The sequence below is a fragment of the Streptomyces botrytidirepellens genome, from assembly GCF_003721215.1.
Classification (GTDB): Bacteria; Actinomycetota; Actinomycetes; order Streptomycetales; family Streptomycetaceae; genus Streptomyces; species Streptomyces himastatinicus.
In genome coordinates this window covers 1-669 of record NZ_RIBZ01000370.1, presented here as the reverse complement: position 1 = coordinate 669, position 669 = coordinate 1, and the positions used below count along the sequence as shown (strand labels likewise).

Here is a 669-nt window from a genome sequence, read left to right as displayed (position 1 = left end):
GGGAGCCGCGACGGGCGCACCCCCGGCCGGGGCACCCCCGTCGGCCACCACTGCCCCGGAAATCCGGCCCGCGGGTTCCGCGTACGGGCCGCCCGCGGCGCCACCCAGGCCGGGCATGCGCTCGGCCGCCTCCGGTGCGGGCACCACCGCGCCCGGGACCGGGGCGCGGGGCGGGACGCTTACGGCATCGCGGTCGGCCACCGGCACGGCAGGCGCCGCACCACGGACCTGATCAGCCGGGGCGGCGGGCACTGCATCGTCGGCCGGTACCTCCGCTGCACGGCCGTCCCCGACCGGCACGGCCGAACAGACCGCCTCGTCCGGGACGGACGCCACGCGCCGGGGCCGGACCACGGCACGCCCCTCGGCCACCGCGCGGACGCTGCCCGGGTCCCCCGGGACGCGCACCCGGTCGGCGGAGTCGCCGGGCCGGGCCTGCTGGGCGATCGCGTCCGCCCCGGACGGACCGGCGGCGGCACCGCCGTGAACCTGTGCGGCACCACTCGGAATCGCCCGACCGGCCGGGATCACCACGGCCGGTCCGCTCGGAACCGCGTCCGGAATGGACCGCGCGCCGGTCCGGCCCCGGGCCGGGCGACCGGTCACGGCATCATCGCCGGTCCCCCCATGGGCGGCGCGTCCGGCTGCCGCCGCGGGTCGACCGGGCCG

1 pseudogene is annotated in these 669 nt (G+C 81.2%); it reads right to left on the bottom strand.

From position 1 onward, the window contains the following. Positions 1–606 (bottom strand): annotated as a pseudogene (locus EEJ42_RS50360) (hypothetical protein); the annotation flags it as partial. Positions 607–669: the final 63 nt, after the last annotated feature.